At 65.2% G+C, this 24,404-nt stretch carries 24 protein-coding genes; 22 read left to right on the forward strand and 2 right to left on the reverse strand.

Annotation, left to right across the window (positions count from 1 at the left end):
* The first annotated feature begins 7 nt into the window (after positions 1 to 7).
* From ACSVIE_RS13990 to ACSVIE_RS14050, 13 genes are all read left to right on the forward strand, one after another.
* Positions 8 to 997: an aldo/keto reductase gene (locus ACSVIE_RS13990; RefSeq protein ID WP_442424218.1), complete on the forward strand. Its 990-nt coding sequence runs from the start codon at positions 8 to 10 to the stop codon at positions 995 to 997.
* A 39-nt stretch (positions 998 to 1,036) separates the two neighbouring features.
* Positions 1,037 to 1,831 carry an HpcH/HpaI aldolase family protein gene (locus tag ACSVIE_RS13995; RefSeq protein WP_442424219.1) on the forward strand — a complete coding sequence of 265 codons (795 nt, stop codon included), beginning with the start codon at positions 1,037 to 1,039 and terminating at the stop codon, positions 1,829 to 1,831.
* 2 nt (positions 1,832 to 1,833) lie between these two features.
* The gene (locus ACSVIE_RS14000; RefSeq protein ID WP_442424220.1) at positions 1,834 to 3,075 is read left to right on the forward strand and encodes a sialidase family protein; all 1,242 of its coding nucleotides are present in this window, start codon (positions 1,834 to 1,836) and stop codon (positions 3,073 to 3,075) included.
* Complete coding sequence (locus ACSVIE_RS14005; RefSeq protein ID WP_442424221.1) at positions 3,072 to 3,746, forward strand: SDR family NAD(P)-dependent oxidoreductase; 675 nt, start codon at positions 3,072 to 3,074, stop codon at positions 3,744 to 3,746. Before ACSVIE_RS14000 ends, ACSVIE_RS14005 begins: the two co-directional genes overlap by 4 nt.
* Before the next feature lie 431 nt (positions 3,747 to 4,177).
* Positions 4,178 to 4,690, forward strand: coding sequence for an amino-acid N-acetyltransferase (locus ACSVIE_RS14010; protein WP_426005255.1), 513 nt, complete (start codon positions 4,178 to 4,180; stop codon positions 4,688 to 4,690).
* Between the two features lie 125 nt (positions 4,691 to 4,815).
* Positions 4,816 to 6,261, forward strand: coding sequence for an FAD-binding oxidoreductase (locus tag ACSVIE_RS14015; protein ID WP_442424222.1), 1,446 nt, complete (start codon positions 4,816 to 4,818; stop codon positions 6,259 to 6,261).
* 9 nt (positions 6,262 to 6,270) lie between these two features.
* Positions 6,271 to 6,504, forward strand: a complete 234-nt coding sequence (locus ACSVIE_RS14020; RefSeq protein ID WP_426005257.1) for a hypothetical protein — start codon at positions 6,271 to 6,273, stop codon at positions 6,502 to 6,504.
* A 94-nt stretch (positions 6,505 to 6,598) separates the two neighbouring features.
* Positions 6,599 to 7,600 (forward strand): dihydroxyacetone kinase subunit DhaK, encoded by a 1,002-nt coding sequence (gene dhaK / locus ACSVIE_RS14025; RefSeq protein ID WP_442424223.1) that lies wholly within the window; start codon positions 6,599 to 6,601, stop codon positions 7,598 to 7,600.
* 2 nt (positions 7,601 to 7,602) lie between these two features.
* The gene (gene dhaL / locus ACSVIE_RS14030) at positions 7,603 to 8,271 is read left to right on the forward strand and encodes a dihydroxyacetone kinase subunit DhaL (RefSeq protein WP_442424224.1); all 669 of its coding nucleotides are present in this window, start codon (positions 7,603 to 7,605) and stop codon (positions 8,269 to 8,271) included.
* On the forward strand, positions 8,268 to 8,951 hold the full coding sequence (gene dhaM, locus ACSVIE_RS14035; RefSeq protein WP_442424225.1) for a dihydroxyacetone kinase phosphoryl donor subunit DhaM: 684 nt from the start codon (positions 8,268 to 8,270) through the stop codon (positions 8,949 to 8,951). Before dhaL ends, dhaM begins: the two co-directional genes overlap by 4 nt.
* Positions 8,952 to 9,037: 86 nt before the next feature.
* A complete protein-coding gene (locus ACSVIE_RS14040) occupies positions 9,038 to 9,214 on the forward strand; it encodes a CsbD family protein (protein WP_426005261.1) in 177 nt (58 codons plus the stop codon).
* A gap of 97 nt (positions 9,215 to 9,311) precedes the next feature.
* Positions 9,312 to 9,572: a DUF4235 domain-containing protein gene (locus ACSVIE_RS14045; RefSeq protein WP_426005262.1), complete on the forward strand. Its 261-nt coding sequence runs from the start codon at positions 9,312 to 9,314 to the stop codon at positions 9,570 to 9,572.
* A 3-nt stretch (positions 9,573 to 9,575) separates the two neighbouring features.
* On the forward strand, positions 9,576 to 9,938 hold the full coding sequence (locus tag ACSVIE_RS14050; protein WP_442424226.1) for a VOC family protein: 363 nt from the start codon (positions 9,576 to 9,578) through the stop codon (positions 9,936 to 9,938).
* 44 nt (positions 9,939 to 9,982) lie between these two features.
* Here ACSVIE_RS14050 and ACSVIE_RS14055 read toward each other — a convergent pair whose 3' ends face one another.
* Together ACSVIE_RS14055 and ACSVIE_RS14060 are read right to left on the reverse strand one after the other, a co-directional pair.
* Positions 9,983 to 10,786: an SDR family NAD(P)-dependent oxidoreductase gene (locus ACSVIE_RS14055; protein ID WP_442424227.1), complete on the reverse strand. Its 804-nt coding sequence runs from the start codon at positions 10,784 to 10,786 to the stop codon at positions 9,983 to 9,985.
* A 39-nt stretch (positions 10,787 to 10,825) separates the two neighbouring features.
* Positions 10,826 to 11,479 (reverse strand): TetR/AcrR family transcriptional regulator, encoded by a 654-nt coding sequence (locus ACSVIE_RS14060; protein ID WP_426005266.1) that lies wholly within the window; start codon positions 11,477 to 11,479, stop codon positions 10,826 to 10,828.
* 141 nt (positions 11,480 to 11,620) lie between these two features.
* Here ACSVIE_RS14060 and ACSVIE_RS14065 point away from each other — a divergent pair, with 141 nt between their 5' ends.
* The 9 genes from ACSVIE_RS14065 to iolD all read left to right on the forward strand — a co-directional run bounded on the left by ACSVIE_RS14065 (position 11,621) and on the right by iolD (position 24,371).
* A complete protein-coding gene (locus ACSVIE_RS14065) occupies positions 11,621 to 11,845 on the forward strand; it encodes a hypothetical protein (protein WP_426005267.1) in 225 nt (74 codons plus the stop codon).
* Positions 11,846 to 11,875: 30 nt separating this feature from the next.
* Entirely contained in the window at positions 11,876 to 13,672 is a 1,797-nt protein-coding gene (locus tag ACSVIE_RS14070; RefSeq protein WP_426005269.1) for a sigma-54-dependent Fis family transcriptional regulator, read from the forward strand.
* Positions 13,673 to 13,936: 264 nt separating this feature from the next.
* Positions 13,937 to 14,884 (forward strand): C-terminal binding protein, encoded by a 948-nt coding sequence (locus ACSVIE_RS14075; protein ID WP_426005270.1) that lies wholly within the window; start codon positions 13,937 to 13,939, stop codon positions 14,882 to 14,884.
* Between the two features lie 37 nt (positions 14,885 to 14,921).
* The gene (locus ACSVIE_RS14080; RefSeq protein WP_426005272.1) at positions 14,922 to 16,217 is read left to right on the forward strand and encodes an aspartate aminotransferase family protein; all 1,296 of its coding nucleotides are present in this window, start codon (positions 14,922 to 14,924) and stop codon (positions 16,215 to 16,217) included.
* A gap of 2 nt (positions 16,218 to 16,219) precedes the next feature.
* Positions 16,220 to 17,119, forward strand: a complete 900-nt coding sequence (locus tag ACSVIE_RS14085) for a fumarylacetoacetate hydrolase family protein (RefSeq protein WP_442424228.1) — start codon at positions 16,220 to 16,222, stop codon at positions 17,117 to 17,119.
* 33 nt (positions 17,120 to 17,152) lie between these two features.
* Positions 17,153 to 19,243, forward strand: coding sequence for a hydantoinase/oxoprolinase family protein (locus ACSVIE_RS14090; protein ID WP_442424229.1), 2,091 nt, complete (start codon positions 17,153 to 17,155; stop codon positions 19,241 to 19,243).
* A gap of 2 nt (positions 19,244 to 19,245) precedes the next feature.
* Positions 19,246 to 21,006, forward strand: coding sequence for a hydantoinase B/oxoprolinase family protein (locus ACSVIE_RS14095; protein WP_426005277.1), 1,761 nt, complete (start codon positions 19,246 to 19,248; stop codon positions 21,004 to 21,006).
* A gap of 82 nt (positions 21,007 to 21,088) precedes the next feature.
* Entirely contained in the window at positions 21,089 to 22,222 is a 1,134-nt protein-coding gene (locus ACSVIE_RS14100) for a Gfo/Idh/MocA family protein (protein WP_262276846.1), read from the forward strand.
* Between the two features lie 187 nt (positions 22,223 to 22,409).
* Positions 22,410 to 24,371 (forward strand): 3D-(3,5/4)-trihydroxycyclohexane-1,2-dione acylhydrolase (decyclizing), encoded by a 1,962-nt coding sequence (gene iolD, locus ACSVIE_RS14105; RefSeq protein ID WP_306845569.1) that lies wholly within the window; start codon positions 22,410 to 22,412, stop codon positions 24,369 to 24,371.
* Positions 24,372 to 24,404: the final 33 nt, after the last annotated feature.

Here is a 24,404-nt window from a genome sequence, read left to right on the forward strand (position 1 = left end):
TCAACACATGAGCACCCAGCCCGAAGGCTCCCAGGTGGACGGCCTGAAACTCCCCATCTCCCGGCTTGTCCTGGGAACCATGACGTTCGGCGACACCGTAGACGAGGCCACCGCCGGCCGGATGGTGGAGGAAGCGCTCGACGCTGGCATCACCACCATCGACACCGCGAACGCCTACGTGGGCGGTGTGACCGAGGAGATGCTGGCGCGCCTTTTGAAGGGAAAGCGCGACGGCGTCATCCTGGCGTCAAAGGCCGGCATGCCCCACGCGGACCACGGCTCCCATTCGCCGCTGTCGCCCGAGGGGCTGCGCGCCAGCGTCGAAGGCAGTCTCCGCCGGCTGGGCGTGGACAGCATCGACCTGTTCTACCTGCACCAGCCGGACCGGGCCACACAGCTTGCCTCGACACTGTCCACAGTTGCCGATCTGAAAGCCGAGGGGAAGATCGGCGCGCTGGGTGTGTCCAACTTTGCCGCCTGGCAGATTGCCGACGTCATTCACGCGGCGCGTGAAGTGGGGGCCCCGCAACCCGTCGTCGCACAGCAGCTCTACAACCTGGTGGCCCGCCGGCTCGAGGAGGAATACCTCGAGTTCGCCGCCATCCACAACGTGCACACCATGGTCTACAACCCGCTGGGCGGCGGGCTGCTCACCGGCAAGCACAGCTTCGACGCCAAACCCACCGAGGGCCGCTACGGCGACTCGAAACTCGCCGCCATGTACACCCAGCGCTACTGGGACAAGCAACTGTTCGACGCCATCGGGGAGCTCTCACGCATCGCCTCGGACGCCGGAGTATCACTGGCCGAACTCTCACTGCGCTGGCTCGCCTACCGCGAAGGTGTGGGCTCCATGCTGCTCGGCGGATCCAAAGTCGAACAGCTGCGCGCCAACATCGCCGCCGTCGCCAACGGACCGCTCCCGGCCGACGTCGTCGAAGCCTGCGACGCCGTCGGCATCTCACTGCGCGGCCCGATGCCCGCCTACAACCGCTGACTTCCTACCGAACCGCTAATCACGAACTGAAGGACTCTGATGACCTCCCAACTGGCCACCGAATTCGCCCGTAAGATCCGTGCCCGTGAGCAGGCGGTGGGCTACTGGGCGGTGCTGGACGCGCCCGTGGCCACCGAACGCGTCGGCCGCCTCGGCTACGACTACGTCGCCTTAGACGCCCAGCACGGCTTGCTCGGGTACTCGGGCGTGCTCAATGGGCTGATGGCCATTGACGCCGGAAACAAGGCCGTCGGGATGGTCCGGGTGGAGGCCAACGACTTCACCGCGATCGGGAAGGCCCTGGACGCCGGCGCCGTGGGCGTCATCGTGCCGCTGATCAACAACGCCGAAGACGCCGCAGCGGCCGTGGCGGCGGCGAAGTACCCGCCAATGGGCGGCCGGTCCTACGGGCCGATGCGCTCGGCCCTGCGCATCGGCCCCAAGCCGGCCGACGCCAACAGCACCACTTTGGTATTCGCCATGATCGAGACCCCTGAGGGTCTGGCCAACGTCAAGGAAATCTGCGCCACCCATGGACTGGACGGCATCTACGTGGGGCCGTCGGACCTGTCCATCGCCGTCGGCGGTGCATTCCCCGGCGATCCTCAGGTTGAAGCGGAATTTAACGCCGCGCTCAAGACCATTTCTGAAGCAGCTGCCTCCGCGGGCGTCGCCGCCGGCATCCACACCCCCGCCGGCTCGGTAGCCAACCAGCGCCTCCAGCAGGGCTACACCTTCGCCACGATCGCCTCGGACCTGACCCATCTGGAACAGATCGCGAAATCCCACCTCGACGCCGCTACCTCCGCTGCCGGAACCAAGGAGGAGCAGTAATCATGCCCAACACCACCACCGACGTCTACAGCACCATCACCCCGGACGGGGCGGTGAAGCGCGCCGACGGCGCCGACTTCGCCTACCTGCCCGCCCCGACCGTGCAAAGCCACGCCGCCAACCTGCTCACCCTCCCTGACGGACGGCTGGGCTGCGTCTGGTTCGGCGGCACCCAGGAGGGCGTGCCGGACATCTCCATCTGGTTCTCCACCCTGGAGCCAGGCAGCAGCCAGTGGTCCGAGCCGCAGCAACTCTCGGACGATTCCACCCGCTCCGAACAAAACCCCATCCTGTTCACCAACACCGACGGCGCCCTCTGGCTCCTGTACACCGCGCAGAAGGCGGGCAACCAGGACACCGCCGAGGTCCGCCGTCGTGTTTCCACGGACAGCGGCCGCACCTGGGGCGAGGTGGAGACCTTGTTCCCGGCCAACCAAACCGGCGGCGTGTTCGTGCGCCAGCTGCCGGTGGTCCTGCCATCCGGCCGGCTGATCATCCCGATCTTCCGCTGCATCACCACGCCCGGTGAGAAGTGGGTGGGCAACAGCGACGACAGCGCCGTGATGATCTCCGACGACGCCGGCGCCACCTGGACCGAAACCGTTCTCCCCGGCAGCCTCGGCTGCGTTCACATGAACATCCAGCCAGTCGCCGACGGCTCCCTGCTTGCCCTGTTCCGCAGCCGTTGGGCAGACTCCATCTACGAATCCCGCTCCACCGACGACGGTTCCACCTGGAGCGAACCTGTCCCCACCGAACTGCCCAACAACAACTCGTCCATCCAGTTTGTTGCCTTGGCCGACGGCCGCCTCGTGCTGGTGTACAACCACAGCCGGGCGGGGGAGGGCACCGAGCGGCGCCTCTCGCTCTATGACGAGATTGACGATGACGGGCTGGCCGAGGAGCAGGGCGTCGCCGAGCCGGACGCCTCTGCTTTTGCCGAGGACGACGGCGTCAAGCGCGCCTTCTGGGGCACGCCGCGCTCACCGATGACCTTGGCCATTTCCGAGGACTCCGGCCGCACGTGGCCGATCCGCCGCAACCTGGATGTGGGGGACGGGTACTGCCTGTCCAACAACTCCCGCGACGGGCTGAACCGTGAATACTCCTACCCGTCCATCCATCAGGGCCCGGACGGTGCGTTGAACATCGCGTACACGTATTTCCGGCAGGCCATCAAGTTCGTCCGGGTTGACCCGCAGTGGGCGTACGAGGGGACCACCACGCCGGGCGGGGACGAATGACGAAGCATGCGGTGGTCACCGGGACCAGCTCGGGCATCGGCAAGGCGATCGCTGAGCGGCTGCTGGCCGACGGCTGGAAGGTCACCGGGCTGAGCCGTACCGAGTCTGCCCTAAGCGGAAAATTCGAGTGGCTGCAGACCGACCTGTCCGCGCCGGAGTCGCTTGCGGGTGCAGTTTCAGGTCTGGAACCGGCCGATGCCTTGGTGCATGCCGCCGGGTTCCAGCGGACTGCGCATTTGGGGGACCTGGATCCGGCGGCGCTGGAGGGGATGTTCACGGTTCATGTGGCGGCTGCGTCGGTGCTGGCCAACGCTTTTGTGCCGTCCATGCCTGACGGCGGCCGGATCGTCCTGCTGGGCAGCCGCACCTCCACAGGGATGCCGGGCAAGAGCCACTACGCCGCGACGAAGGCCGCGCTGATGGGACTCGGCCGGACGTGGGCGCAGGAACTGGCGCCGCGCGGGATCACCGTGAATGTGCTGTCCCCAGGCCCGACCGACACCCCGATGCTGAATGATCCCGGCCGCGCCGCCACTCCGGTGAAGGTGCCCGCTCTCGGCTCGTTGGTGGATCCGGAGGACGTGGCCGCGCTGGCCGCGTTCCTCCTCGGTCCCCACGGCAAGTCCATCACCGGCCAGAACTACGTCATCTGTGGCGGTGCATCCCTGTAAATCCGCTTGTCGGATGGGCAGCATCATCTGAAGTCCTGTTTTCCTTGCCTCTGTCTGCGTGGGCAAACAACGGTTACTGGGTGTAAGGAAGGATGGCGGGATTTAGCGTGACCGTCGTTGAGCTGTCTGTCCCGGCATCCGTGCTCGTCACAGGAGCGTGCTTGCAGGGGGTCAGCGGGTTTTGGCCTTTGTTGGTTGGGCTCCACCGCCGATAAGCGAAATCTGATGGCGGCCGGCATGGCTTCAGGAATTCCGGGGAACGCTACCTCTATTGGCAGTACTTCATTGGCGCTTGTTTGGCAGAACTCCGACGGTCCAAAGGTGCGCGGGACGACGGTTTCTGTGATGGGTTTGTTTGTGAGCGAACGGTTGCCTTGGCACTAACAGCAACAGAAACAAGGACCCTGCCCCCGGCTGGCTAGGATGGGGGAGTGGATTCCGCCTTCAGCCTTCGCCCTGCCCGCACCAGCGACGTGGCACAGATCAAGAGGTTGGTGGCGCCGCTGGCTGAGCAGCGGATCCTCATGGCCAAGGAGACCGTGGCCTATTACGAGAGCCTCCAGGAATTCCGGATCGCTGAATCCGTGGACGGCGAGATCATTGGCTGCGGCGCCCTGCACGTCATGTGGGAAGACCTCGCGGAGATCCGCACCCTGGCAGCGGCGGATTCATGGCGTGGCAAGGGTGTGGGCCATGTCCTGGTGGAGGACCTGCTGAAGGAAGCCAAGGCCCTGGGCGTCAGCAGGGTCTTCTGCCTCACGTTCGAAGTGGACTTCTTCAAGCGGCACGGCTTCGAGGTGATGGCGGACCAGTCTGCCGTGGATCCGCAGGTCTACTCGGAGCTCCTGCGTTCGCATGATGAGGGTGTGGCTGAGTTTCTCGACCTCGCCCGGGTTAAGCCCAATACCTTGGGTAACACCCGTATGATCAAGCACCTTCAGTAACACGCGCGGCAAAACACAAGGAAAATGCCTGATTTAAACCATCTTCTCTTATCTAAACTTGATGGATAAACTGGTCGAGGCTTGCTGGGGAGCTTCCGCCAATATGCATCAATCGAGAGAAGATCATGCAGTCCCACGCGTCCATTTCAGCCGTTTCAGAACTCCAACTCAGCGTGCGCGGTCCCGTGTTCACGCCGGCCGACCCGGGCTTCGCAACCGAGGTAGCGGCCTTTAACCTTTCAACACAGCACCAGCCCCACCTCGCCTTCGGCGCCCTCGACGCAGAGGACGTCTCGGCCGCAGTGAAGTGGGCGGCGGAACGGGGAATCCCCGTGGCCGTCCAGTCCACCGGCCACGGCGCCACCAATGCGATCGAGGGCGGTTTGCTGATCAGCACCCGCCGCATGCTGGAACTCAGCATCGACCCGCTTGAAAAGACAGCCCGGGTCGGAGCCGGCGTCCGGTGGAAGGCTGTAGTGGACGAGGCTGCGGCTTTCGGACTCATGGGCCTTTGCGGTTCCACAACGGACGTGGGCGTGGTGGGTTACACGCTCGGCGGCGGCCTGCCCATTATGGGCCGGAAATACGGGTTCGCCTCGGACCATGTGATCGCCTTCGAGCTCGTCACCGCCGACGGAACGCAGCACCGGGTCACCCAAGACGAGAATCCGGAGCTCTTCTTCCTCCTGCGCGGCGGCAAGGGCAACCTGGGCATTGTCACTGCCATGGAATTCCATCTCTTTCCGAGCCAGGACATCTTCGCCGGCGGCATCTACTTCGACGGCGACCACGCAGCCACCGTCCTCCAGCAGTTCAGCGAATGGGTAGGGACGCTTCCAACGGAGGCGTCGGCGTCGTTGGCTTTCCTGCGGTTGCCGGACATGGACATCATCCCCGAACCGCTGCGCGGCAAATTCGTGGTGCATCTGCGGTACGCCTACCAGGGTGACGCGGCCACTGCCACGCAGCTGCTGGAGCCCATGCGCCGGAGTGCGCCTTTCATGATGGACGGCACCGGTCCGCTGGACTCCACCCGGTTCGACACCATCCACATGGACCCGGATCAGCCCGTACCGGCCCGTGAATGCGGCTTCCTCCTGGACCGCCTGGACGGCCCGGCCCGGGAGGCCATCCTGCGGCACTTCGGTCCCGGCGTCGAAAGTCCCGTACTGATGGCCGAGCTCCGGCTGCTTGGCGGAGCCCTTGCCGCCGGCGACGGCCAGGACACCGTGGGTGGCCGCGACGCGGCTTTCAGTTTCTTCATGGCGGGCATGGCTGTCCCGCCTCTGGCGGAGCTGCTTCCCAAGGTGTACGACGCCGTTCGCCAGGACCTGCGCGATGCCTCCAACAGCGGGACTTTCGTCAATCTCCACGGGCACTTCGTGGACGCCGAGGACCGGGAGCGTGCCTGGGGCCCGGCCATCCGTGAACGCCTCCGCAAGGCAAAGGCTGAACTGGATCCGCAGAACATGTTCAGCTTTGGGCACGTGGTGGGGCTCCCGGTGATCGACCAGACCGTGCTGCTCGAAGACGTTGTGACCTCCGGCGCCGACGCCGCCCTGGGCAACTAGGGGCGCGCCGTGCAGGAGCCCACTATGCAGGACAGGCCTGTGTTCCCGGATTTCTCGGCTTTCCAGATCGACATCCCGTACAGCACCGACGCGCACGAAACCCTGTGGCCCGGTGGCGGCCACCCCGACCCCGACCTCTATGCGGCCTTTTGGCCGGACATCGGCACTCCCGCGGCCACCGATGTTGGCACTCCCGCGGCCACCGACGTCGGCACCGAACCGCCGATCGACGGCCGAGGCTAAGAGGCCGGGCCGGACCGCGCGGGAAGCCCTACCGCGGTCCGGCCCGCCGGTAGTAGGGTCAGAGCACCAGCCACTGCATGCCCAGGAGCAACCCATGAAAAAGCTCATCAATGATCCTCGCGCCGTGGTGGACGAGTCCGTCGAAGGGTTCGGCATGGCGCATGCCGATTTGGTGGACGTCCATCCCGAGCCCAAGTATGTCGTCCGGAAAGGTGCCCCGGTCCAGGGCAAGGTAGCCCTTGTATCCGGTGGCGGCAGCGGTCACGAACCTTTGCACGCCGGCTTCGTGGGCCTGGGCATGCTCGACGCAGCTGTACCAGGGGCAGTTTTCACGTCGCCCACACCCGACCAGATCATTCCGGCGACCACCGCCGTGGACTCCGGTGCCGGCGTCGTACATATCGTCAAGAACTACACCGGTGACGTCCTGAACTTCGAAACGGCCGCGGAGATGGCGCAGGCCGAAGGCGTGGCCGTCCGGTCCGTGCTGGTCAACGACGACGTCGCGGTGGAGGACTCGCTGTACACGGCGGGCCGCCGGGGCGTGGGCGGTACTGTGCTGGTGGAGAAGATCGCAGGGGCCGCCGCGGAACGCGGGGATGACCTGGACGCCGTGACAGCTATCGCAGAGCGGGTGGTGGCCAACGTGCGGACCATGGGCGTGGCCCTGTCCGGATGCATCGTTCCGCACGCAGGAACGCCAAGCTTCGAACTGGCCGATGACGAAATCGAGATCGGAATCGGCATCCACGGCGAGCCTGGCCGGCACCGGATCGCCATGGAAAGTGCGGACGCCATCACGGACCGCCTGTTGGAACCGGTGCTGGAAGACCTGTCCCTTGCTTCGGGGGACAACGTGCTGCTGTTCGTCAACGGCATGGGCGGAACTCCACAAAGCGAGCTCTACATCGTCTACCGCCGCGCCGCCCAAGTGTTGGCCGAACGTGGTGCCACGGTGGCGCGCTCGCTGGTGGGCAATTACATCACGTCCCTGGAAATGCAGGGCTGCTCGGTATCCGTTCTTCGCCTGGATGACGAGCTGACCGCCCTGTGGGACGCTCCAGTGCACACCGCAGCCTTGCGGTGGGGAGTGTGAGCATGGGGCTCGGAGTCGATTGGGCACTGGATTGGATCCGGCTGTCCGCCAAGGCCATGGCAGAACACCGCACCGAACTCATCGAATTGGACCGGGCGATCGGCGATTCGGACCATGGTGAGAACATGGACCGCGGATTCCAGGCCGTGCTGCAGAAGCTGGAGGAAACTCCGCCGGAGACGGCAGGCGCTGCGTTGAAGGCAGCGGCCATGGCGTTGATGTCCAAGGTGGGCGGCGCTGCCGGACCGCTCTACGGGACCGCGTACCTGCGCGCGGCGACCTCGTTGGGTGATGCTACGGACATCGACCCTGCCGCCATGGCCGCCGCACTGGCTGCGGCCCGCGACGGAGTGGTGGCGCGGGGAAAGGCCGAACCGGGCGATAAGACGATGGTGGATGCCTGGACCCCTGCCGTGGCAGCTGCCGCGACCACCGTGGAAAACGGCGGCGATGTGGTGTCCGTCCTGGAAAAGGCCGCCGAAGCCGCCGAAGCCGGTGCCGCAGCGACGGACCCGTTGGTTGCCCGGAAGGGCCGCGCCAGCTATCTCGGGGAGCGCAGTGCGGGACACCGTGATCCCGGGGCCGCCTCCACAGCGCTTCTCCTGCGGGCGGCCGCGGAGGCAGCGCGCGGAGTTGCAGGGCCGGGAGCCTCTGGGGCCGACCCTTCATGACGGTTGGCATTGTGGTGGTATCGCACAGCAGCAGAATTGCTGACGGTGCGGTGGATCTCGCCGCGCAAATGGCTCCCGACGTCGACCTCGCCGCCGCCGGGGGAACTGACGACGGCCGGATCGGCACCAGCCTGGAGAAGGTGCTTGCCGCCGTCGAGCAATCCCTGGTGGACGCCGGAGGTGATGGCGTGGTGGTGCTCGCCGATCTCGGCTCGGCAGTGATGACGGCGGAGTCGGCGATCGAGTTCTGCAGCGATCCGGATGCCGTGGTGCTGGCCGATGCCCCCTTGGTGGAAGGGCTGGTGGCTGCTGCCGTGGCAGCGCAAGGTGGTGCCGCCGTCGTGGATGTCCGCAATGCTGCGGAGAGCGTCAGGTTCGGTAGCGCGGAAGGCCAGCCGGCCGGGGAACCTGCCCCTCGCGAACCCGAAGCATCCGGCGATTTCGAGCTCGTGAATCCCATGGGCATCCATGCCCGGCCTGCCGCGAAGATCGCCGGCGGACTCTCCTCGCTGGACGCGGAAGTGACCATCAACGGCGTCGACGGTACCTCCGTGATGGCGCTGATGACCCTCGCCGCCGGCCAGGGCGCAAACCTGCACGTGGAAGCGGACGGGAAAGATGCGTTGAAAGCGGTGCAGTACGTAGGGCGGTTGGTGGAAGAGGGTTTCGGTGAGTCCTGATACACGCCGAATCCACCCAAAACGTTGATAAGTATCCTGATTAGTGATGTTGTAGAGGTACAGGTTCACTACGAAAGAGGTGCAACATGGGTGCTGACGACAAAGCTCAGAACACAGGCGAGAAGATCGCGGGCAAGGCTAAGGAAGCAGCTGGAAAGCTGACTGACAACGAACGCCTTGAAGCCGAAGGCAGGGGCGAGCAGGCCAAGGCCGACCTTAAGAATGCCGGCGAAAAGGTCAAGGACGCCTTCAAGAAGGATTAGCAAAGATGGCGGGGCCGCTGCGGGTTGCAGCGGCCCCGCCATGCTGTTGGGCGTACATTGTGGGGAACTGCCCCGCGATCGGATGGAGGATTTTTTCGTGAACTTGCTCGTGAAACTGTTCGGACTGGTGGTCAGCCTGGGTGCAGGTGCCCTGGCGAACAAGACCCTCGAGGGCCTCTGGGAGAAGAAGACCGGCAAGCCCGCGCCCAAGGACGGCACGGACCTGGATGACTCACTTCCGGGCGTACTGGTCTTCGCGGTGGTATCGGCGGGCGTCGGCGCCGTGGTGCACGTCCTCACCCAGCGGGGCACCAAGAGTGCCTTGGCCCGACTCAAGAAAACTGCGGACGAGGTTTAGTCGATGGCCATCGCCAAACACCCCAGCGTTGTGATTGACTGTCCCGACGCGTCCGCCTTGGCCGCCTTCTACGCCGAACTGCTCGGCTGGGAGGTCACCCGGGAAGACGAGGACTGGGCGGACGTCCGGCCGGCCGACGGCAGCAACTGCATCTCGTTCCAGCAGGTGGAGGTCTATCAGCCGCCTGTATGGCCAGGCCAGACCATCCCGCAGCAGATGCATTTCGACGTGATCGTCGAGGACCTGGACAAGGCCGAAGAGGCCGTGCTGGCGATCGGCGCCAGCAAGCATGATCACCAGCCGGGTGAGACGTTCAGGGTCTTTTTGGACCCGGTAGGGCATCCGTTCTGCTTGTGCGTTTCCTGATGGCGTGACCAGCTACGTGCCGCCGGACTGTGGGCGGTTGGTGTTCACTCATCCTGATCGGCGGAGCCGGGTTCGCTGAGCCGCCTCCCGAAGGCCGCGCCCAAGGCGTCCGGGAGGATGTTCGATCCCAGCCCCATGGTGCGGGACTTCAACGAGCCGCCCAGGACGTTGCCTTCGCCCTTCATCAAGGCCGTGAAGCCCTGTTCTGCCACCTGGGCGGCATCGTCCTTTTCCTCGGCTCCGACCTTGGTGTCCAGGAGGTCGGCCTTCTCGAAGAACGGCGTCTCCGTAGGGCCGGGCAGCAGGATGGTGACGCTGACGCCCGTGTCCTTGAGTTCGTTGCGCAAAGCCTGCCCGAAGGACTGGACGAACGCCTTGGACGCTCCGTAGATCGCCTGGAAGGGCGCGGGGGTGCGCGCGATGATCGAGGACGTGAACAGAATTCTCCCGCTGTTCCGCGCGGCCATGTCCCTGGCCACCCATTTGGCGATGCTGACGGTGGACGCCACATTGAGGTCGATGATCCTCAGTTCCTGGGCGAGATCGGTTTCGATGAAGGGTCCTCCGACGCCGATTCCTGCGTTAATGGCTGCCGCTTCAAGGGGTGTGCCCAGTGCGTTGACCGCGGACTGGAGGGTACCCGGGCCGGTCCGGTCAGCCAGGTCGATCTGCAGGGGGATGGCCGACCCGCCCAGTCCCGCCAGGCTGCCAGCGGCACTCCGGATGTCCTGCCCGTCCGCCACCATGACGGTGTCGAAGCCATGCGCGAGGAACTGTTTGGCCAGTTCATAGCCGATCCCGGAAGAGGCTCCGGTGACCATGGCGAGGGGGCGGGCGTCGGTTGTCATGAAAGACAGCCTACTTACCATCTTCCATAATGGGCAGGTTTATGCCGCGAAGTCCACGGAGAGGATGGCCCGCGACAGGGTGACGGCGCGGTCAGCAAGGTTGGCAAGCTCGGCATCGGTGCAATCCGTGGGTGCCCAGCGCGTGGCGCCCTCAAGCAGCGTCATGACCACCCTGACGTGCTCGGAGGCCTCGACGCATCCCATGTCTTCCGCGGCGGCGACGTACATTTGCTCATGGAGCGTGACCCAGGCGTCCACCTGCGCGCGAAGGTCCTTCGGTAAAATCCCGGCCATCCTGTCCGTCGCCACCAGCAGGTCCCAGAGATTGCTTTCAGGAAGCCGGACTTGCCGGGTGAAGTGCAGCTTGACCATGGCATCCCAAAACTCATCTGCATTCCCGGCCGGGCCGACGGCTTCGAGGAGGGCGACACCGAAGCGATGGAAGTGCCAGCGGAGCGATTCGGCCACAATCTCGTCCCGGCCGTTGGGAAAGTGGGAGTACAGGCTGGGTGCCTTGATGTTGACGGCATTGGCTATGGTCCGCATGGACACGGAGTTGACTCCGTTGGTGATGGCGAGCTCGAGGAAGGCCCGCAGAATGTTTTGGCGCGCAGCCTTCTGGCCGCTCCAGTTCCACTCCTTCAGCTGGAGTTCGAAGGCACTCCGGGCGGCTTTGTAGGACATGGTGCTCATAAGCCGCCATCCTAACAGTCGTTAGTTAGGGTGGCTGGATCTTCTTCCCTAACGTCTGTTAGTTAGGTAAGCTGGTGAGTGGCGCGGAACACAAATGAGTCCGTAGCTTCTCAAGCGGTTTGAACGGGAAGAGCAGAACACATGGTCACCGAAAACACGAGCCTGGGAGCCTCTCGGAACAACAACGTCATTCTCGCCAGCGGCCTATCCGGCATGGTCGCCGCGTACATCAACGCCCGGGCACAGGAGGACAACGCCTCGCTGCTTGAGGAATGGAGTGCTGAACAGGCCTTCCGCCCCCGCCTGCCCCGATGGCTGCGCAGAAAAGCCCGTCCCGGCGGCACCGGACCGGCTTTGGCCGCCTGAAGCCCTGCGAACCCAGAAAGAACCTGCCCCATGTCTGCAGAAGTGCTCTCGCCGTGGCCCTACGAACCGCTGCGTGAAACCGACCGTCTCCGCGAACTCTTCCTGATGCAACCCCACGCTGATCTCAGCGGCATCCGCCCAATCGTGGCGCGGTCCTGGTACAGAAGCCGGGCTGCCGGCGTGGATGCAGTGGCTGACCGCGGCATTTTCGATGAAGGCCGCGTTGACGAGTACACCATTGCTGCTGCCGGCCCGCATCTGCAGAAATTGGACGAAGTAGCTGCGGACTTGGGTGGCTACGTCAGCATCACCGCACCGAACGGAGTCCTGGTCAAAGCAAGCTTCCTCCGCGACGACGGTTTCCCCGCCGGATATTCGCTGCTGGAGGAGAGCTGCGGCAGCAACGGTGAAGGGCTCGCCCTGGAGGAGGGCCGTGGCGTTTGGCTTGCCCCCGAAGAACATTTCCGCGAGGACATGCGCGGCAACTGGTGCTTTGCCTCCCTGATCCGCGATCCTTTCCATAACCGCGTGCGCGCCGTCATTGGTCTCACGCTCCCAGCCAACCGCGTCACAGCCCTGGAACCGTCCTCGACGTTGCTGATGCTGGAGGGTGTCGCTTCCCGGATTGAGCGGGACATTGAGGTGCGCACCTCCTCCAGGGAGCGGGCCCTCCTAAGCGAGTACCTGCGGATCTCCCGCCGCCGGGGGAACCGGGCCGTGATCGCGGTGGATGGAAAGAACTCCCTGCAAAACGCCTCGGCCACGGCCACACTGGTGGACAGTGACTTCTCGATTGTTTCCGGCTACGCCAACGCAGTGATGTCCTCCGGTCGCGACATGAACTGCGAGGTCATGCTTCAAGGGCCCGGGCTGTCCACCTTGGAGATTTCGCCCGTGACGCTATCGGCCGCGAATGTGGGAGCCATTGTTGTGGTCCGCCCGCACTCACCTGCAAGGGAGCGCGGTGTCGCTTCCGGAAGCGCTGCCCTAACGTTGGAATCAGCGGCCCAAGGAACAGCCGAAAGACTCATGAAGCACGTGGACGGCACGAGCACGGAATTCAAACGCACTTTAAATTTGGCCCGGAAGGCCGTGGACCAGGACAGGTCCGTGGTGATCATCGGTGAGCTGGGGAGCGGGAAACTGCGTTTGGCCACTGCGATGGCGTCCCTGCGGGGCGGCCACATTCTGGTCGATGCCCGCAGTGGTGACCTTCGGAACTCCCATTTCAGGGATGTCCTGCACCGGGTGGCCAGCGAACTGCCGGCCACCCTGATCGTTGAACACGCCGATGAGCTCTCGCAAAATGAGGCCGGTGAGATCGCAAGCAGCCTCCGCAACAACTCCACCACCAAATTGATCTTTACCGTCACCCGCCCCACCGATGCCACCCTGGTCCTGTCGGAGGCGTTTGATGTATTGGAAGTATCGGTGGCACCCCTGCGCAACAGGCGTGAAGACATCCCGCAACTGGCCAATGCCATAGCGGAGGAACTGGGGGAGCGGCGGTTGTCCCGCAGGCTTCTCACCACCCTCACCCACGCAGACTGGCCGCGGAACATCGATCAGTTGCGGGCCGTCGTCTCCAACGCCGTGGAACGGGCGGAAGGGGCCGAGGTGACGGCCGACGACCTGCCACAGGGCTTCCACCGTGTCCTGACCAAGGGACGGCTTTCCCGTCTGGAAGATGCGGAACTCAGCGAGCTGCGCACGGCGCTGCAGGAAGCGAAGGGCAACCGCAGCCTCGCGGCCGAAACACTGCAGATAGGGCGTTCCACCCTGTACCGCCGGATGGACTACTTCCGCAGCCGCGGCTTCGACCTCTGATTTCACGCAGGGAGCAGCAGCCGACCTCCTCAGGGGCCGGCTGCTCGGCGCTGCCCGGGGCGAAAGGCCCGACGGCGGGTGGCCGCTTTGCGCGTCCAGGGCCCAGACACCCAGGCGCTGGGACAGTGTCCCACGGCGGTGTCTCGATCTGGCACGGATGGCCGCCCCGAAATCGCGTTGTACTGGAAATCACCCGACACCGGCACCCGTCCCAAGGAGTGTCCGGCAGGACCGAGGGTACCAACACGAACAGGACGACTGACTATGACCCGCGATGCCCAGGGAACCATTCTTGTGGCCCCTCACCATTTCCCGGACCTGGACCGTGAGCACGCGCTCGCGGAGGAGTTCGGTTACGCACTCAACCCCGCGGCGGACACTGACGCCTTCCGCGAGGGGCTGGCCGAAGCCGACATTGTGATGATCACTCCCTACGCCAAGCTCACTGCGGCGGACTTCCCGCTCATGGCCAAGTGCCGTGCAGTCATCCGGTACGGGATCGGTTACGACAACATCGACGTCGCCGCGGCCACCGAGGCGGGCATCCCGGTCTCGATCGTTCCCGGCACGGCGTCGGAGGAAGTTGCCTCCCACGCCTTCGCGATGGGCCTGGCACTGGCCCGCCGCCTGCCCGCCGGCAACGCAGCGATCAACAACCTCAGCTGGGCCGGAACCATCGGCTACGACACCCCTGTCCTCTCCGAGCTGGAGGTAGGCGTCCTGGGCATGGGACGCATCGGCCAGCACGTAGCCCGCATGTACTCGGCCGTCGGGGCCCGGGTCCGCGCCTACGATCCCTTCGTGACGGACAGCTTCGTGGAGATGGCTGGGCTGGAAGACATCCTGGAGAATTCCGACGTCGTTTCCCTCCACCTGCCGCTGAACGACGAGACGGCGAACCTCATTTCCACCGAAGTCCTCGCAAAGATGCGCAAGGGCACTGTGATCGTCAACGTGTCCCGCGGCGGACTTATCGATGAGGCCGCGCTCGCCGAGGCCCTGACCTCGGGTCACATCGCAGGCGCCGGCATCGACACCTTCGCCCAGGAACCGCTCGCCGCTGACCACCCCCTGCGCACGGCACCCAACGCCATCCTCACCCCGCACATTGCCTGGCGTTCCAACCGGTCGACGGGCGCCCTGCAGGACGGCGCTGTGGAGCGGGTCCGCCTCGCGCTGACCGGCCAGCCACTCATCGACCTCGTGAACTGAAACGACCTGTGAACTGAAGAGACTGGAGAAACCCGACTTGGCAACCACCAATCATCTTGAAGACCTCGCTGCTTTGCAGAACCCCGTAGAAGATCCGCACCTGCGCCGTGGACCGCGTGGTTTCCCGCTGCTGCCGGGCGGCTACGGCCGCTCAACGTACTACACCGGCGCTCCGAGCCCCTACGCCATCAAGGGTGAGGGCTACCGCGTGTGGGACGACCGCGGCCGTGAACTGATCGACGCGAACAACAACTTCACCTCCCTGATCCACGGAAACGCCCACCCGGAAATCACCGAGGCCGCCATTACGGCCCTGACCAGCGGCGCGAGTTGGGGCATCCCCAACCTTTACGAGTGGGAACTCGCCGAACTGCTGCTGGGCCGTCTTCCCGACCTTGACCAGGTGCGTTTTGCTAATTCCGGCACCGAGGCTGTGATGTCCGCGATCCGCATTGCCCGAGCCAGCACCGGCCGTGAACGTGTCATCGTCACCAAGGGCGGCTACCACGGAACGTCTGAGGTTGCCTTGGTTCCCGGCGGACCGTCCTACCAGCGTGGTGTCACCCGCGGCGTGATCGACGATGTCACGGCCGTGCCGCTGAACGATGTCGACTTCCTGCGGCAGGCCGTTGAGGCCGCCCCGGACCAGTATGCCGCCATCATCCTGGACCTGCTGCCCAACCGGGCCGGCCTTCTCACCATCAACGAGGAATTCGTCCGTACCGCCCGGGAACTCGCCACCCAGTACGGCATTGTCCTGATCATTGACGAGGTCATCAGCCTCCGCCTGGGCTACAACGGGTTCAGCGGCGAGTACGGAATTTCCCCCGACCTGCTGACCACCGGCAAACTCATTGGTGGCGGCTTCCCGGTAGGGGCAGTCTGCGGCAAGGCCGAGCTCATGGCCGAAGTCGACCCCACCCGTCCGGGCAGCCTCCCGCACGGCGGGACTTTCTCCGGCAACCCTGTGAGCATGGCGGCCGGCGCCGTTGCTCTACGGCTCTACACCGAGGAGGAAGTCAAGCGACTGAACCACCTGGGTGATACGGCCCGCGACACGGTCAACGCCAGGGTCTCCGGCGCCGGCTGGGAGATCCGCGGCAGCGGCTCCCTGCTCCGCGCGGTTCCCGCGGGTGCGGAGAAGGTGGACGAGCGCACGCAGCACCAATTGTGGTGGGCCTCCTACGAACGGGGACTGCTTGGTTCCCCAGCCAACCTGCTGTCGCTGTCCACGCCCATGGACGAAAAGGTGGTCCAAGACATCACTGACCGCCTGGCCGACGCTGTCCTGGCTGTCGCCTCGGAGGCTCCCACTATGGAAGGTGCCAAGTAACCATGAAGATCGTTTCCTACGAACACGAATCCGGTATCCGCGGCGGCGTCCTGATCGAGGACACCGTCTATGACCTGGAACTGCTGCTGCAGGGTTCCAGCCAGGCAGTGTACGGAGCCACCACGTCCGTGCGGGAATTCCTGGAACTTTACGGCGACCGGCTGGAGGCCATTTCCGCGGAGACAGCCGCCTTGGCCGGACAGGATCCGGAAGCACACGTTGGTGCCCGGGCCGATGTCCGCCTGACCACTCCGGTGCCCAATCCCTCCAAGGTGCTCTGCATTGGCCTGAACTACAAGGACCATGTTGCCGAGACCGGCCGCGCGTTCCCGGAATACCCTGACGTCTTCGCCAAGTTCGCCTCCACCATGGTTGGGCCCGAGGACGAAATCGGCGGTGCGAAGGTCAGCGAAAACCTCGACTTCGAGGGCGAACTGGCAGTAGTCATCGGGCGCAAGGCCAGTGAAGTCACGGAAGAAGAGGCGCTGAACTATGTGGCCGCACTTGCCCCGCTGAACGATGTCACTGCCCGCGACCTGCAGTACCGCGGCACCCAGTGGTTGGCAGGCAAAGCCGTGGACGGGTCAACCCCGTGGGGCCCTGCCCTGGTCACCCTGGACGAAGTGGGCGATCCCCAGAACCTGGACCTCGCAACCCGCGTGAACGGCATTGAAGTGCAGCGCTCCAACACGAGCTTCCAGATCTTCCCGATCGCGCGGATCGTCTCCTACCTCTCAAGCTTCCTCACCCTGGAACCCGGCGACGTCATTGCCACAGGAACCCCGCAGGGCATCGGTGCCAAGCGGAACCCGCCTGTCTCGCTGGAACCGGGAGACACCGTGGAAATCGAAATCGACAAGGTAGGTCTGCTCCGCAACACCGTGGGCAAGCCCCAGCTCTAACCCCCTGCAAGCTCTACGAAAGTAATGAAGACCATGAGTGATGTACAAACACAACCAGGCGAGGCCCGGTACCGCATCGCCGTCGACACCGGCGGTACCTTTACCGACGTCGTGGTCGGTTCCAACAGCGGTGACATGGCGGTCGGCAAGGCGCTGACCACCTACGACCGCGTGTTCACCGGCTTCGAAGCCTCGGTCCGCCGCGCGGCCGAGTCCGTTGGCTGGAGCGGCGACGACGTTCTCCGCAACGCTGACGTCATTGTCTACGGCACCACGCATGCCACCAACGCAGTGCTCACCGGCAAGGTCGCCAAAACAGCGCTGCTGACCACGGACGGTTTCGCCGACACCCTGCTGCTCCGCGAAGGTGGCCGCCGCGATGCCTTCGATTCCAAGGCTGCCTACCCGCCGCCTTACATTCCCCGTCACCTGACTTTTGAAATCACCGAGCGCATCTCGGCCGAGGGCGACATCCTGGTGGAACTGGACGAAGAGCAGGTCCGCGAAGTCCTCGGTTCCTTTAAGGAACAGGGCATCGAAGCCGTTGCGGTGTCCTTCCTGTGGTCCATCATCAACGACGCCCACGAGAAGCGGGTTGCCGAGCTGATCAAGGAAATCCTCCCCGGCGTTCCGTACACGCTCTCCAACGCGGCCAACCCCACCATCCGCGAATACCGACGCTCCTCGGCAGCCTCGATCGACGCTTCCCTGAAGCCGCTCATGGCCGACCACCTGGGTAAGCTGCGCTCGGACCTGCAGGAATACGGCTTCGACGGCGACCTCCTGGTAGTGACCTCCGAAGGTGCCGTGCTCGACGTCGCCGATGTCCTTGACCGTCCCGTCCTGCTGCTGAACTCCGGCCCGTCCATGGCACCGCTGGTGGGTGCGGCGGCAGCCCCGGACCACGACACCGTGGTGGTCTGCGACATGGGCGGCACCACCTTCGATGTGTCGCTGGTGGAGAACGGCGTGGTCCGCCACACCCGCGAAGCCTGGCTGGGGGAGCCGTTCGTCGGTCACCTCACCGGCTTGTCTTCCGTTGCGGTTTCCAGCATCGGCGCTGGTGGCGGCAGCATCGCCTGGATCGACGGCGGTGGCCTCCTTCGCGTGGGCCCGCAGAGTGCGCGCAGCACTCCCGGTCCGGCAGCGTACGGCCGCGGCGGCGAAGAACCGACCGTCACCGACGCCTGCGTGGCGCTTGGCTACCTCGACACGGAGGGCTTCGAAGGCGGGTTTACCTTGAACCGCGAGGCCGCCGTCAAGGCCATCGATACCCGCATCGCCGGGCCTTTGAAGATGGACACCCTGCAGGCCGCCCAGGCCATTCTGGATGTCTCCGCCAACCACATGGCTACCGCCATCCGGCAGTCTGCCCTGGAACAGGGCGTTGACCCCCGGGGTGCGCTTATTGTTGCCGGCGGCGGCGCAGGCGCCATGGTCGCAGCGATCATTGGCAGGCTCCTGGAAGCGGACACCGTCCTGATCCCGGCGACAGCCGGCGTCCTGGCCGCGTACGGCGCCCACCGTGCCCCGATAGCCACCGAGTTCCTCTCCCCGCTGCACAACGACACCCGCAGTTTCGACGCCGGTTCGGCCTCCCGCGCCGTGGAGGATCTGACAGCCAAGGCTGAGCTCTTCGTGAAGCGCTTCGACGGCGTAGGCGAAGCGCCCAAGGTCACCTACTTCGTGGATGCTCGGTACCCCGGCCAGGCCTGGGACCTCCGCGTCTACCTCGACGCCGCCCCGGACACCTCCGGTGACGCGGCAGGCATCATCGAGCGGGCCTTCCACGAAGAGCACGACCGCCGCAACGGCACCCACGATCCGGACAGCCGCGTGGAGATCATCACCTGGGGTGTCCGCGTGGAAATCCCGCGTCCGGAGCACACCAGGTCCGAAAGTGAACTCAGCCGCACCGCGGAAATCCACCGCACTGACAGCATCGTCTTTGGCGGCGAACCCTTCAGCACCCAGCGCTACCGCGGTGTGACGCTCGCTCCGCGCGACAAGATCGTGGGACCGGCCGTCATCGACCAGCCCACCACGACCATCGTCGTACCGCCGGAATGGGACGCGACGCTCGATGAACGATCCAACATCTACCTCACCCGTAAGGAGGCGTAACCGTGACCCGCGAATTCGATCCCGTAAAGCTCTCGGTCCTTGCCAACGCATTCGACGGCATTGTCCGCGAGATGACCAGCGGCCTGCTCCGCTCCGCCCGCTCTTCCGTGATCAACACGGCCCGCGACTTCTCCTGCGCCGTGCTGACCGCGGACAACCAGTTGCTTGCCGCGGCTGAAGGTGTTCCCGTGCACGTCTTCGGTGCCGGCCCGCTGGGCGAGGACATGGTGGAACTCCACAAGGACATCCGCGAAGGCGACGCGTTCCTGCACAACGACCCCTACATGGGTAACTCACACGCAGCAGACCACGTGATCCTGGTGCCCATCTTCATCCAGGGCCGCCACCTCTTCACCGCCGTGACCAAGGCCCACCAGGCCGACTGCGGCAACTCGCTTCCCACCACGTTCTTCGCCACCGCGCGGGACGTGTACGAGGAAGGCGCGTTGATCTTCCCCTGCGTGCGGATCCAGCGCGACTACACGGACATCGACGACATCATCCGCATGTGCCGGTCCCGCATCCGTGTTCCGGACCAGTGGTACGGCGACTACCTGGCCTCCGTCGGCGCCTCGCGCATCGCCGAGCGCCGCATCCACGAACTCGCCGAGAAGTTCGGCGTGGATGACCTGGTGGACTTCGTGGACGCCTGGTTCGACTACTCCGAGCGCCTGACCGCCAGCGCGATCGAGAAGCTGCCCGAGTACGTCCTACACGGCACTTCCGCCCACGATCCGTTCCCCGGAACCGGACCGGAGGGAGTGCAGCTGCAGGCAACCCTCGAGGTGAAGCCCAAGCAGGGCAAAGTGGTGATCGACCTGCGCGACAACCCGGACAACCTGCCCAACGGCCTGAACCTCACCAAGGCAACTGCCACCGGCGCCGCCCTGGCCGGCATCCTTTCCGGCATCCCGGAGAACCTGCCGAGCAATGCGGGAACCTTCCGCCGTGTCGAGGTGCTGCTGCGGGACGGCTGCGCCGTCGGTGTTCCCAAGCACCCGTACTCCTGCTCGTCCGGCACCACCAACCTGGCGGACCGGGTCGTCAACATCGTCCAGGCCGCTTTCTCCCAGATTGACGACGGCTACGGCACCGCCGAGGGCGCAGCCGGCCAGGCACCTGCCAAGTCGGTCATCTCCGGGACGGACGAACGCAACGGCAACCCGTACGTGAACCAGATCCTGGTAGGCGGCGTCGGCGGGCCGGCCACACCTTACGTTGACGGCTGGCCGACCTACCAACGTCCCGTCTGCGGGGCCCTGCTCTACCACGACAGCGTGGAGGTGGACGAGCAGCGGTACCCGATCCTGGTACACGAACGCACCTTGGTTGCCGACTCCGGCGGAGCCGGCCGCCAGCGCGGCGGACTCGCCACACGCGTCACCATGGAGCCTCGCGGCGAGAGCGTCACCCTTACCTATGGCATCGAAGGCAAGATCAACCCGCCGAAGGGTGTCCGCGGTGGCCACGACGGAGCCGAACCGTCCGCGTGGGTGGAAGACCTCAAGACCGGCGAACGCCGCGAAATTCCCGTAGTGGGCCGCTACGACCTGCAGTCGGGCGAGAAGGTCGTTTCCATCACTCCCGGCGGTGGCGGCTACGGCGACCCGCTGGAACGCGACGTCCTGGCTGTACTCGACGACTACCGCGAGTCCCGCGTGACCCTCGAAGCCGCGGCCGCACACTACGGCGTGGTCATCACCGACGGTGCCATCGACGAGGCAGCCACGGCGAAGACCCGCGTGGAACGCCTGGCCGGCTAAACCGCAGCTATCGCAACCCATCCCGGGGCGGGGTATAGTCCTCGCCCCGGGATGTTCCAACAATCATTAAACGGAGATTCACATGGAACCCATTCGAGTCGGCATTATCGGCGTCGGAAACGTCCTCAACCAATACCTGGACAAGATCGGCGTCCACCCTGACGTGGACATCGTGGCGCTCGCGGATGTGAACCCCGAGGCCGTGCGGAAGCGCGCCGCCGAGTATGACGTTCCCAAAGCACTCACCCCGGACGAGTTGCTGGCGGACGAGGACGTGGAGCTGGTCCTAAACCTCACACCGCCCAAGCTCCACGCGCCTGTCACGCTCCAGGCGATCGCGGCCGGCAAGCACGTCCTTTCAGAGAAGCCCTTCGCCACGTCCCTTGAGGAAGCGAAGCAGATCCTGGACGCGGCACGGGAAGCCGGTGTCAAGGTTGGCTCCGCGCCCACCACCTTCCTGGGTTCCGGCATGCAGACCAGCCGCAAGCTCATCGACGACGGCTGGATCGGTGAGCCCGTTGCAGCATTCGCTTCCTTCGCGTGCCGCGGCTACGAGCACTGGCACCCGAACGTGGACCCCTTCTACAGCCCCGGAGCCGGCCCCATGCTGGACATCGGACCCTACCTCATCACCAACCTGGTGAACTTCTTCGGTCCCGTTTCCCGCGTCTCCGCAACCACGCCGCGTTCGTCCGAGACCCGTCCCCGCCCCGGCAAGGACGGCGAAGTCATCCAGATCCAGACCCCCACGCACGTCACGGGCACCCTCGACTTCGAGTCCGGCGCTTCTGCCACCGTGATCGTCAGCTGGGACATCTGGAACCACAACCTGCCGCACCTGGAGATCTACGGCACGGGTGGTTCCTTGGCAGCACCGAACCCAGACCACTTCTCTGGCGCTCCCGTGCTGCGGCGCGGTGAGCCTGGTGACCTCGCGCTGGACATGACGCCTCCCGGCGGCGGCGATTGGCGCGAAACGCCCATCACCCACCGCGACGACGCCTACCGCGGCATTGGCCTGGCCGAGTTCGGCTACGCCATCCGCAACGGCGTGGAACCCCGCACGGGCGGCGACTTCGCCTACCACGTGCTGGAAGTCCTCCTCGCCTTCGAGGCATCTTCGGAGCAGGGCAAGCACATCGCGATCGAAAGCACCTGCGAGCGGCCCCGGCCGCTGCCCTCCGTGGGACCGCAGGAGCCTTACCGCTTCGACTAAGACAAGCGAAAACAAACAGCAGCCGACGGCGGTACGCGCGTACCGCCGTCGGCTGCTGTTCTTGCGTGTCCGGGCAGGTGGCCCGCGTCCCAAACTGGGACACAACTTTGCTTCCCCACGGTGAAAACCTGATGTTCGGGCGAATCGGTTTGCAAATGCCGACGCACCTACGAATTTAGGAGAACGCATGACTAGCACAGCCGCTGCTGATATCGGCACCGAGGTCAATATCGCAGCCGATAAAAAGGCCGTCCGCCGCCGCACTGTCGCACAAGCGATCGTCGAGTATTTGCAGGTCCAGTACAGCGAACTCGACGGCGAACAACGCCGCCTGATCGCCGGCATGTACGGCATCTTCGGGCACGGCAACTCCGTGGGCCTGGCCCAAGGCATCGACGAGTACGGTGTGGACTTCCCGCACTTCCAGGGCAAGAACGAACAGTCGATGGTCCACGCGGCCATCGGCTTCGCCAAGGCCTCCAACCGTGCCGCCACCCTGGCCTGCACCGCTTCCGCAGGTCCGGGATCCACCAACATGGTTTCCGGTGCCGCCACAGCCACCACCAACCGCCTGCCCGTGCTGCTTTTCCCCGCGGACATCATCAACAACCGCTTCGGCGATCCCGTGCTGCAGCAGATCGAGCACCCCGTGGAACGCGACGTGTCCGCCAACGACTGCTTCCGTCCTGTCAGCCGCTACTTCGACCGCATCACGCACCCCGCCCAGTTGCTGTCCACGCTCCCGGAGGCAATGCGCGTCCTCACCGATCCCGCGGAAACCGGTGCCGTGGTGGTTTGCCTGCCGCAGGACATCCAGGGCGCGGAGTTCGACTTCCCGGAGTCCTTCTTCACCCCGCGCGTCTGGCACATCCGCCGTCGTCCGGCTGTTGAGGACGAGCTTCGCGACGCCGCGGAAATCATCCGCAACGCCAAGCGTCCGCTGCTGATCGCCGGTGGCGGCGTCCGCTACTCCAAGGCGCAGGAAGAACTGGCGCGCTTCAGCTCCGAGTTCGGCATCCCGGTCTCCGAGACCTACGCGGGCAAGGGAAGCGGACCCATCACCGACCTCAACCTCGGTGCGCTGGGCGTGACCGGCACGGTGGGAGCCAACGAGATCGCCGACGGCGCGGACTGCGTCATTACCGTTGGCTCGCGCCTACAGGACTTCATCACCGCCTCGCATTCGCTGTTCCAGAACCCGGACGTGAAGTTCGTGAACCTCAACGTGGGTTCGTTCGACGCCCACAAGATGGGCTCGTTCCCCGTCATCGGCGACGCCAGGCTCAACCTGGCCGGCCTGCGTGAGCGGCTCACCGCCGTCGGGTACTCGACGTCGGACGAGTTCCGCAGCGACATCGCGGACGCACGCAAGGCCACGCTGGAAGTGCGCAAGCACGACCTCCAGGCCTTCCCGGGCGAACTGATGAGCCAGGCCCAGGTGATCGACGTGCTCAACAAGCGCACCACCAGCCAGGATGCCCTGATCCTGGGTTCCGGCGGCGTGGTCGAAGGTATCCACAAGGCCTGGGACCCGTCCAACGGCACCGAGATCCACTTCGAGTACGCCAACTCCTGCATGGGCCACGAGATCCCCGCAGGCCTGGGTTACCGGATTGCCCGCGATGACGCGCCGGGCGAGGTGTATGTCCTAATCGGTGACGGCACCTACTTCATGCAGCCCACGGAACTGGTCACGGCCGTCCAGGAACGCAAGAAGATCATCACGATCGTGATCGACAACCGCGGCCACCAGTGCATCTGGCCGCTCCAGGTTGCCAAGGGCGGTCCGGGCCGCGAATTCGGCACCCAGTACCGGGAACGCAGCAAGGAGTCCGGCCGCTTGGACGGGGCAGTACTCGAGTTCGACATCGCCGCCAACGCGGCCAGCATGGGCTGTGCGGCATGGTCGACGACGACGGTCGAGGAGTTCTCTGCCGCCCTCACCGAGGCGCAGGAGGCAGAGGGTCCCGCAGTGATCGTCGCCCGGGTGGAGCCGTGGCGCTACCTTTCCGGCAACGGCGCCTTCTGGGACGTTGGAGCTCCGATGACCTCGGAGCGGCCTGCCACCCTGGAGGGTGCTGCCAAGCACCTCAAGGGCCGTGAGCGCCAGCGCTTCTACGCTGCCACCACCGCACCTGACGCACGCTAGGCGCACCGGGCGGGACCGCTCCATCCAGCGGTC

The organism is Paenarthrobacter sp. NCHU4564, from assembly GCF_052156435.1.
Classification (GTDB): Bacteria; Actinomycetota; Actinomycetes; order Actinomycetales; family Micrococcaceae; genus Arthrobacter.

Bases quoted from the DNA above. Each gene is read 5' to 3' on its own strand.
- ACSVIE_RS14050 (WP_442424226.1), top strand. From the start codon at position 9,576: ATGGCCATCGCCAAACACCCCAGCGTTGTGATTGACTGTCCCGACGCG.
- ACSVIE_RS14070 (WP_426005269.1), top strand. From the start codon at position 11,876: ATGTCTGCAGAAGTGCTCTCGCCGTGGCCCTACGAACCGCTGCGTGAA.
- ACSVIE_RS14005 (WP_442424221.1), top strand. From the start codon at position 3,072: ATGACGAAGCATGCGGTGGTCACCGGGACCAGCTCGGGCATCGGCAAG.
- ACSVIE_RS14060 (WP_426005266.1), bottom strand. From the start codon at position 11,479: ATGAGCACCATGTCCTACAAAGCCGCCCGGAGTGCCTTCGAACTCCAG.
- iolD (WP_306845569.1), top strand. From the start codon at position 22,410: ATGACTAGCACAGCCGCTGCTGATATCGGCACCGAGGTCAATATCGCA.
- ACSVIE_RS14000 (WP_442424220.1), top strand. From the start codon at position 1,834: ATGCCCAACACCACCACCGACGTCTACAGCACCATCACCCCGGACGGG.
- dhaM (WP_442424225.1), top strand. From the start codon at position 8,268: ATGACGGTTGGCATTGTGGTGGTATCGCACAGCAGCAGAATTGCTGAC.
- ACSVIE_RS14085 (WP_442424228.1), top strand. From the start codon at position 16,220: ATGAAGATCGTTTCCTACGAACACGAATCCGGTATCCGCGGCGGCGTC.
- ACSVIE_RS13990 (WP_442424218.1), top strand. From the start codon at position 8: ATGAGCACCCAGCCCGAAGGCTCCCAGGTGGACGGCCTGAAACTCCCC.
- ACSVIE_RS13995 (WP_442424219.1), top strand. From the start codon at position 1,037: ATGACCTCCCAACTGGCCACCGAATTCGCCCGTAAGATCCGTGCCCGT.
- ACSVIE_RS14015 (WP_442424222.1), top strand. From the start codon at position 4,816: ATGCAGTCCCACGCGTCCATTTCAGCCGTTTCAGAACTCCAACTCAGC.
- ACSVIE_RS14100 (WP_262276846.1), top strand. From the start codon at position 21,089: ATGGAACCCATTCGAGTCGGCATTATCGGCGTCGGAAACGTCCTCAAC.
- dhaK (WP_442424223.1), top strand. From the start codon at position 6,599: ATGAAAAAGCTCATCAATGATCCTCGCGCCGTGGTGGACGAGTCCGTC.
- ACSVIE_RS14055 (WP_442424227.1), bottom strand. From the start codon at position 10,786: ATGACAACCGACGCCCGCCCCCTCGCCATGGTCACCGGAGCCTCTTCC.
- ACSVIE_RS14065 (WP_426005267.1), top strand. From the start codon at position 11,621: ATGGTCACCGAAAACACGAGCCTGGGAGCCTCTCGGAACAACAACGTC.
- dhaL (WP_442424224.1), top strand. From the start codon at position 7,603: ATGGGGCTCGGAGTCGATTGGGCACTGGATTGGATCCGGCTGTCCGCC.
- ACSVIE_RS14075 (WP_426005270.1), top strand. From the start codon at position 13,937: ATGACCCGCGATGCCCAGGGAACCATTCTTGTGGCCCCTCACCATTTC.
- ACSVIE_RS14090 (WP_442424229.1), top strand. From the start codon at position 17,153: ATGAGTGATGTACAAACACAACCAGGCGAGGCCCGGTACCGCATCGCC.
- ACSVIE_RS14040 (WP_426005261.1), top strand. From the start codon at position 9,038: ATGGGTGCTGACGACAAAGCTCAGAACACAGGCGAGAAGATCGCGGGC.